The sequence below is a fragment of the Nocardia sp. NPDC060220 genome, assembly GCF_042727815.1.
GTDB lineage: Bacteria > Actinomycetota > Actinomycetes > Mycobacteriales > Mycobacteriaceae > Nocardia.
Genome location: NZ_JBHWZY010001319.1, coordinates 1 through 1,228, shown reverse-complemented (window position 1 = coordinate 1,228; position 1,228 = coordinate 1). Strand labels below are relative to the sequence as shown.

Below are 1,228 nucleotides of genomic sequence, written 5' to 3'. Positions count from 1 at the left end.
CCCTTCTGCCGGCCGTATCCCTGGACTTCGCTGACGGTCATGCCGAGCACGCCTGCCTGTTCCAGCCCGGACTTCACATCTTCGAGCGTGAACGGTTTGACGATTGCCGTAACCAGTTTCATGTTCGTCATGCCTCCTTGACGAGCGTGCGTGCCGTGCCACCCACAGCAGCGAAATCGTAAGCGGTTTCCGCGTGCTCGGACTCATCCAGGCCCGCAGACTCGGATTCTTCACTGGCGCGCAGGCCGATCGTGAACTTGATCGCGTACGCGATGATGGCCGTGGCGACCAGCGAGTAGGCGAGAACGGCGAAGGCACCGACGGCCTGCAGCTTCAACTGCTCGACCCCACCACCGTAGAACAGTCCATCGACACCTGCGGGAGCTTCGCTGGTAGCGACGAGTCCGACGATCAGCGTGCCGACCAGACCACCGACGAGGTGGACGCCGACGACGTCGAGCGAGTCGTCGAAGCCGAAGCGGAACTTCAGGCCGACGGCCAGGGCGCACAGCGCACCGGAGACGACACCGACAGCCAGGGCGCCGACCACGTTCACCGAGGAACAGGCCGGGGTGATCGCGACCAGACCGGCGACGATGCCCGAGGCAGCACCGAGCGAGGTCGGGTGACCGTCGCGGATCTTCTCCACGAGCAGCCAGGCCATCATGGCGGCGGCGGTGGCGATCGTGGTGGTGAGGAAGGTGGCACCCGCGACACCGTTGGCGCTCAGCGCCGAACCCGCGTTGAAGCCGTACCAGCCGAACCACAGCAGACCGGCGCCGAGCATCACGAACGGCAGGTTGTGCGGGCGGAACGGCGTCTTCGGCCAGCCCTTGCGCTTGCCGAGGATCAGGCAGAGCACCAGACCGGCGGCACCGGCGTTGATGTGGACCGCGGTACCACCGGCGAAGTCGATCGCCTTGAGGTTGTTGGCGATCCAGCCGCCGTTCTCACCGGTGTAGCCGCTGAAGGCGAACACCCAGTGCGCGACGGGGAAGTAGACGACCGTGGCCCAGATTCCGGCAAATACGAGCCACGACCCGAACTTCAAGCGGTCGGCGACCGCGCCCGAGATGAGTGCGACCGTGATGATCGCGAACATGAGCTGGAAGGCGACGAACACCGAGAGCGGGATCGTGCCGAACAGCGGGATGGCGGCGGGGGCCGCGGGGTCGGTAGTCGCTAGATAGTCGCCGCCCAGGACGCCCTCGAGGCCGAAGTACTGGAG

2 protein-coding genes are annotated in these 1,228 nt (G+C 66.0%); both read right to left on the bottom strand.

Translation table 11 applies throughout. From position 1 onward, the window contains the following. The coding region (locus ACFWF3_RS36385; protein ID WP_379318738.1) for a P-II family nitrogen regulator at window positions 1-122 on the bottom strand (122 nt) is incomplete at its 3' end. A 5-nt stretch (window positions 123-127) separates the two neighbouring features. After that, window positions 128-1,228 (bottom strand): ammonium transporter (locus tag ACFWF3_RS36380; RefSeq protein WP_379318736.1); only part of this gene is annotated, 1,101 nt, incomplete at its 5' end.